Genomic DNA, 7274 nt, shown 5'->3' on the forward strand with positions numbered 1-7274 from the left:
AGACGCGATAAATCGCCGTCTCTACAAGTGTTTTGGTTTTATCTGAACTGTATTGCCTGATAGGTAACGTTTATTAAAATCATCAGCCTTTTTTTGTCAAGTCCTCTTGACGTTTTGTAACAATATTGTTAAATTTAGTTACATAAGTAAATAAAAAAAGAAAAAACTATGTACACCACTGTAAATGAAGATGGTATCCTCAATAACTACGCAGCCGAACCCAAGATTTACTACGCCGAGTACCCAGCAATTTGGGAACAACGTAAATATGTTTTGCAGAGTCTTTTTGCGACTTTAATTGTCACAACTTTAGTTTTGGTTGGTTTTAGCGTTAGCTAAGATTTTCTAATTTCGGTATCGCTGTATCTCATTGTCATTCATACTTCTCTCTTACCTCGGTTAGTTTCGCCGGGGTTTTTTGCGTTTTACACCAACTCAAACGGCGACGTTGTAATATAATTGCGATCGCTACAAAATAACCCCACCCCGCAACTCGGATGAGGTTGTTTGATTTTGCTAAGTAATTACTCGCCTTTGATACTAGGCAACATTGACACTCAATTTTACCTGCACAATCATATCGTTGTAATCTTTGTCACCGCCAATTGGTAGATCCTCAAAACCAAAGGTGTTATTTCCCAATAGTCGAATGTGATCTACTTTATCTGAGTTAGCACCCAAGAATGAGAAGTAGACTTTCTTATTGCTATTGCCATTGAGAATTGCATCGGGTTTACCATCCACAATAATAAATGGTGCAAACAAAGAATTCGCCCCGAAAGTGCCAGTATAATTTGCTCTACCTTGGTTGCCCACTGCCAAGTCAATACCTTCAACACGCCCACGCACAGCAGCTTGGGCATAACCAGCCTGCCCCACGAGAATATCTGCTTTGCCATCACCATTGGTGTCAATACCACCATTCTCATCAGCCACCTTATAGAAGCCGACAAAGTTGTTGTAAGATGCTTCTCTGTTGACTGTAAACTCAGCCGTTACTAACTGTGTCACACTTCGTAAATCAATCAGTTGGCCTTGATATTTGCCTTGCAGACCAGTACCTAAAGATACCTCTTCTTCTGTTGCTTGAACCGTCACTGTGAGATTCTGGAAGTTGAGAGAAAACCCTTCCTCTCCTATATTGTTATTTGTAGCTGAGGAAAAAACGACACTTGAGAAAGAAGTTTTTCCAGACAGTACAGCCTGAGTAGTACTGTTGGATACCAGATAGAATCTAAGTTTTGTACCAGACTCGAATTCTAAGATATTTTTCAGATCATCGTTTTTAAAACCCTTGGGCAGTTTCGCAATGGAGGATAAAATCACCTTTGAACGCTCTAAAGCAACTCGCGTATAACCCTCTGCACCAGGGGCTATGCCGTTAATTCTACCTTCATCATCGTCAACAGCAAATACACACAGTTCATTCACCTCTTTAGCACTGTTGTTTTTAATCTTAATAGAGAGTTTTCCTTTGCCACCCTTAACTTTACTTTTGACGGTAAAGATATTTTGAGTAATATTGACCAGTTGGAAAATAGTTGTTATCTGGGTATTTGTAGTAAACCCAAAGCCATCAATATTAACAGCTAAATCCTTTTCAAAAGAAAGTCCACCAAGGTCAGTAGTGCGAACGCGGATTTTATAACTAGATTTAGTCGCGTCAGATTTAATTTTTAAGCTATCTCCTTCAATGATGAATGCACCATTATCAGTATCGCCAGTACCCGCTACTAAACTATAAGTGTGTTCATCGTCTTGGTCTGGGTCAGTGGTTGTGAAGAAACCAATGATTTTTTGATCATCATCGTCATCATCATCTCCGTCGCCACTACCACTATCGTCATCATCATCGTCGTCATCATCGTCGTCATCGCTGATAGCGGTAAATATTAAATTTGTCGGTTCAAAATTCTTTTCAGCAACTACAAGTGTAAATACATCACTGACTTCATCTCCAGCAATATCTTCAGCGATAACTTTGATGTCTAAACTACCCACATCGTTATTTGTCGGAGTGCCACTGAAGGTAAGGGTAGTAGAATTGAAGTTCAACCAAGTCGGTAGTAAATCATCATTTGCCAGAGTTGCAGTGTAAGTCAGGATATCTCCAACATCTGCATCGCTGAAGGTTTCAACTGGAACAATAAAGTTGAAGACACTATCTTCGGTAGCTTCTTGATCTTGAATTTCATTTGCCACCTCTGGCGCATTGTTGAAAGGCGCACTAAACACCGCTATTGCTGAGTCATTTTGTCCAGCTGCATAGAGAAATTTACCGTCCGGGCTGACTGTAATATGGTAAACACCACCAAGCCCATCGACACCATCTGTGTCATCTTTTTGAACTTCTAAGAAACTCAGCTTACCTGTGGTCGTATCTCGCTCAAACACCGCCACCGCTGAATCAATCAATCCACCGACATAGAGTAATTGACCGTCTGGGCTGACTGTGATGGAGTTAGCACCACCAATCCCATCGACACCATCTGTGCCATCTTTCTGGACTTCCACGAAACTCAGCTGACCTGTAGTCGTATCTCGCTCAAACACTGCCACAGCTGAGTCATCATATCCAGCAGCATAGAGGAATTTACCGTCCGGACTGAGGGTCAGGAAGGAAGCACCACCAATTCCATCAACACCGTTAGTGTCATCTTTTTGAACTTCCACGAAACTCAGTTGACCTGTAGTCGTATCCCGCTCAAACACCGCCACTGCTGAGTCACCATATGCAGCAGCATAGACGAATTTGCCATCAGGGCTGATGGTCAAAGATTCGGCGCCACTAAGCCCATCGACACCGTTAGTGTCATCTTTTTGAACTTCTACGAAACTCAGTTGGCCTGTAGTCGTATCCCGCTGAAACACTGCCAACGCTGAGTCACCATACCCACTGGCATACAGAAATTTACCGTCTGGGCTGATGATAAGGGAGTAAACGCCACTAAGCCCATCGACACCGTTAGTGTCATCTTTTTGAATTTCTACGAAACTCAGTTGACCTGTAGTCGTATCCCGCTCAAATACCGCCACTGCTGAGTCATCATATCCACTGGCATAGAGGAATTTGCCGTCTGGGCTGACGGTGAGGGAGTTAGCACCACCAATTCCATCGACACCGTTAGTGCCATCTTTTTGAATTTCTACGAAACTTAGCTGACCTGTTTGCTCATCCCGCTCAAACACCGCCACCGCTGAGTCATTATATCCAGTGGCATACAGGAACTTACCATCGGGGCTGAGGGTAACAAAGATGGCATTATCAAGCCCATCGACATTGTTTGTGCCATCTTTTTGAATTTCCACGAAATTCAGAATTTTCTGCATCATGTTTGTCTTGAAATTGCAAAATAGTTAGTAAAAGTAATATTCTTTGCTAGCAAGGCGAGTAATGCACTATACAGTTTATTGTATAAATATCGACAAAACTTCAGTAAATACGCTTAGAATATCCAGATTAGAACTGATGCAAAGGCTTTATTAGCGATCGCATCTACATATACATGAATTACGTAAGTGTTACAAATAAGGTGTAAATTTAAGCTTGTAATAGGCACTAAAGTAGGTGAACTATATTATTTCCACAAATTAAAAAACCCCATCCCGCAAGCGAGATGAGGTTGCTAAATAAGCTGTATGAAATTGAAAAATTAATAACTAAGCCACGACACTAGCAGAAAAAGCGAAATCATTTGCTGTAAGGGTTGTTGAGGTAACTCCAAGTAATGAAGCCAACTCTATATTTCCGGTTTTCACGAGAGTGTCGCTACCCTGTTGCAATACCGTGAGATCGTTGAGGACAATACCGCCCAGCCCGATTTTATCAATCCCGATCGCAAAATCAGTCACAATGTTCTTGCTAGTTGGCAGACTGGCGTTAGCAATCCAGAATTGGTCAGCACCAGCACCACCACTGAGGCGATTACCGCCTCCTTGACCAGCAAATAAAATATCATCACCATCGCCACCAAACAGGGAATCATTCACATTGGAGAAGAGTTTGTCATCTCCAGAACCACCATAGAGACGGTTATTGCTACCTTGACTCTTGAGAGTATCGTTACCTGAGCCACCGAAGGACAGTTGGCGAGTTCCTTCAACTACTATCAAAGTATCGTTACCTGCTGCCCCAAACAAATTATTACCACCATTGGCTTCAACTACGGTAACTTCGTCATCACCAGCACTACCATCAGCACTAATGTTGCTAGCAGGGCCATTTGCGCCAATTAAGATTTGATCGTTACCGTCTCCTGTGGACACTGAGGAGTCACTACCGACCAATACCGTGTCTTCACCATTCCCAGCTACGATTGTGTTACCTTTAGTACCCTCTACAAAGTCTGCTCCGTCGCCTGTAAATAAAGTTTGATTTGGCTGAACTGTAATATCATCGCTGGTAATAGAGCCAAACCTGATTTCTTCAGCTTGAGGTTGACCTAAATCAGGAGCGAGGTTGAGGGGATTCTCCAGCTTCAACAGAATAATTTCATTGTTGTCTATAACTGGATTCTGAGGATCATCTCCAGGACGACCTGTTGAGAAGGGATAGTTGTTGTCATTAGCTACCAAAATGGTGTTTTTGTCAACAACCAAAACATTTTCAATTGTTACAAACGGAAAGTCAAAGGTGGTTTTACCATCTCCGTTGAGGTCGTTGGGGTCTTGAATATTCAACAAGTCTGCAACTTCTTCTTTGACTACATAGCCATTAGAATCTGTTTTAGACAGGTCTATTTTGAAAATCTTTTTGAATTGAGCAGAATCACCTTGACCACCATCGCGCTCAATAACTAAGTACTCACTGTCATTAATGACTGCTAGATCCCCGATCGCATACGCGGGATTTTCCAGCTTGTAGTAAAGTTTATTATCGGTGTACTCGCGGCTGGCAATGTCAAATTCGTTAATCCGCAAAGCACCAGCAGGATCACCTTGAACCGTACCCTCTAGCAGCATGTAGAGCTTAGTTTTGCTGGCGTTGATTGCTCCGCCTTCAAAACCTTTGGAACCACCCAAGTTAGCAAAAGCATCTCCTGAGAGAACATCGGGGTTTTGTGGCGATCGCACTAAGTTATTCTGAGGATCACTCAAGAAATCTCGAACTTTATCCCCTGTATCTGGAAAGTCTGTGAAGAGTGCATCTACCCCTAATTGAAAGAACTGCTGATATTCTAGTTCTGGATTACCTTGGTAATCTGCTGCTAAATACAGGTCTTCATTGCGGAAGGTGTAGGGATGAACCTGTAAACCTGCATTGTGAGCATCTTGAATTAAGGTAGTAGGAGGTAACAGCGTTTTGTCAGCATCATTTACTGTTCCATCGCCATTGACATCATCTGCCAAACCATCATTATTAGCATCAGTACCTTTGACACTAACAATTAAGCGCTTCCAAGGGCCAATGCCATCAGCATAGGTAGCGATTTCAGCCAAACCTTCTGGAGTCCGTAAATCACCATAAGTCCGAAGGTCGCCACTGACTTCAAAATCATAAGGCTGAGTCTCTATGATCTCACCGTTTAGCTCAATTCCAGCTGCATCTAGAAGTTGAACCAGGGGAATATCTACGCCTGCCTCTGGCATAATGCGATCGTGCAGATCCTTGAGATTACCGACTTCAAAAGATTGGATGAAAATCCGGCTAGGATCAGTGAAGTTCTCCGCCTTGAGTGTATCAATCAGTATCTCACTGATGTTTCTGTTAATTTTCTCTGTAGTGCCTATATAGGTTGCTTCTTCGGCAGAATAGGTGGGATGCTTAGTTTCGGGATAGATGCCAATCTTTTTACCTGTCTGGGCTTCTACTTCCTTAACCAAGTCGATGATTTCTGCTAGCGTCGGAATCTCAAATTGACCATTGAAGGATTGGTCGCGGAAAGGTACACGCTGTATGGCCCTTAAAGTTTTGATTTCTTCTAAAGTAAAGTCTTCAGCAAACCAACCTGTGATTTCAGTTCCATCTAGGCTGACTGTTTTCTTGCGATCGGCAAACTGTGGATATTTGGTAATATCGTAAACATCTGTGGTTGTATTGCTTAAATTAAGAGTGCCATCAGCATTCAAAATTGCCAAAGCAGGCTCATGACGAGCAATTAACACACCATCTTTTGTAACTACTAAGTCAGGCTCAATAAAATCAGCGCCGTCTGCAATTGCTCGTATGTATGCTTGTAGGGTATGTTCTGGAAGATCCCCACTAGCACCTCTGTGACCAATTACTTTAGGTGCTTCTCCATTTAAAGTTTTGAAGAAGTCAGGTGTAGCAATGGGAGCTTCTAACAGCTTACCAGTGGCATCAAAATGCAGTAGGTACGGGCCAAACTCTTCTCCAACCCAAATTGTCCCGTCTTTATCAAAGACGAATGATTCTATATCAAAATCTGCACCAGTTAGTAATCTCTCAGAACTTTCTTCATTAACTATTTGGAAAGGAATCTTGTTATTGGGATCAGATAGTTGAATGTAGTCTAAAACTTTAACAGTGCCATCTCCATTTTCTGTTCCTTTAAAATTTGGGTTTAGACGATGGATGCGTAACAGAAAGTCTTCACTATTATCTTTACTGCCGTAGCCATTATCTGACAGAAAGTATAAAGAGTCATTATTAGCAAACTGTACACCACTGAAGCCTTGTATTGGCTGTCCTGGAAAAGCCCCCGTTCTGCCATTGGCTGAAATTCCCTCGCCAGAAGCAGGTCCATCACTATAGGTATCAGCAGGTAAAGAAGCAAAGCCTACTAACTCAATTGCCATAATTATAATGTTGGTTGGGTATTTGGATTTAACTGGTTCGCAAACTATTCAAGTTCTCTCATTGCATTACTTGTGGGAAAAAGAAATCATGTTCTCATGCTAAAAACCGGAATTACGGGGAAATTTCAGAATTACAACACTACAGTTCGGGAAAGTCCGTTAAGTCCGATTTCGTCATTAACAATGAAAAGGCATTTTTTGTAAATGTATTCTCTCAGAGTTATCGAAAGCTTGAGAAATGAAATGTCAACCACTAATCTGTGTTAGTGAGTAATGAGTGTAGAAGACTGAGATACAGATTGAAATTTGTTGATAGTAGTTATGAGAGAACTTAGCTAGCAATAAAGATGTTTCCATTAGAAGTTTAAGAAAACAATAAGCTAACTGGAAGACATGATTAAAATCCAGTCACCCAAATAAGTAATATTTATGGCAATATAGGAATCTGGTTTGATTTTTAAAAAGATACGTAGGGTGCGTTAGCGACAGCGTAACGCACTATTACCAGGGATTCG

The 7274-nt window shown here is 41.7% G+C and carries 3 protein-coding genes; 1 reads left to right on the plus strand and 2 read right to left on the minus strand.

Annotation, left to right across the window (positions count from 1 at the left end; translation table 11 throughout):
* Positions 1 to 168: 168 nt before the first annotated feature.
* A complete protein-coding gene (gene psb34, locus VB740_RS16340) occupies positions 169 to 339 on the plus strand; it encodes a photosystem II assembly protein Psb34 (RefSeq protein ID WP_323201018.1) in 171 nt (56 codons plus the stop codon).
* 201 nt (positions 340 to 540) lie between these two features.
* Here psb34 and VB740_RS16345 read toward each other — a convergent pair whose 3' ends face one another.
* Positions 541 to 3333, minus strand: a complete 2793-nt coding sequence (locus tag VB740_RS16345; RefSeq protein WP_323201019.1) for a beta-propeller fold lactonase family protein — start codon at positions 3331 to 3333, stop codon at positions 541 to 543.
* A 327-nt stretch (positions 3334 to 3660) separates the two neighbouring features.
* A complete protein-coding gene (locus VB740_RS16350) occupies positions 3661 to 6765 on the minus strand; it encodes an esterase-like activity of phytase family protein (protein WP_416289979.1) in 3105 nt (1034 codons plus the stop codon).
* Between the last annotated feature and the right edge of the window lie 509 nt (positions 6766 to 7274).

This window comes from Nostoc sp. UHCC 0251 (assembly GCF_034932245.1).
Lineage (GTDB): Bacteria > Cyanobacteriota > Cyanobacteriia > Cyanobacteriales > Nostocaceae > Nostoc.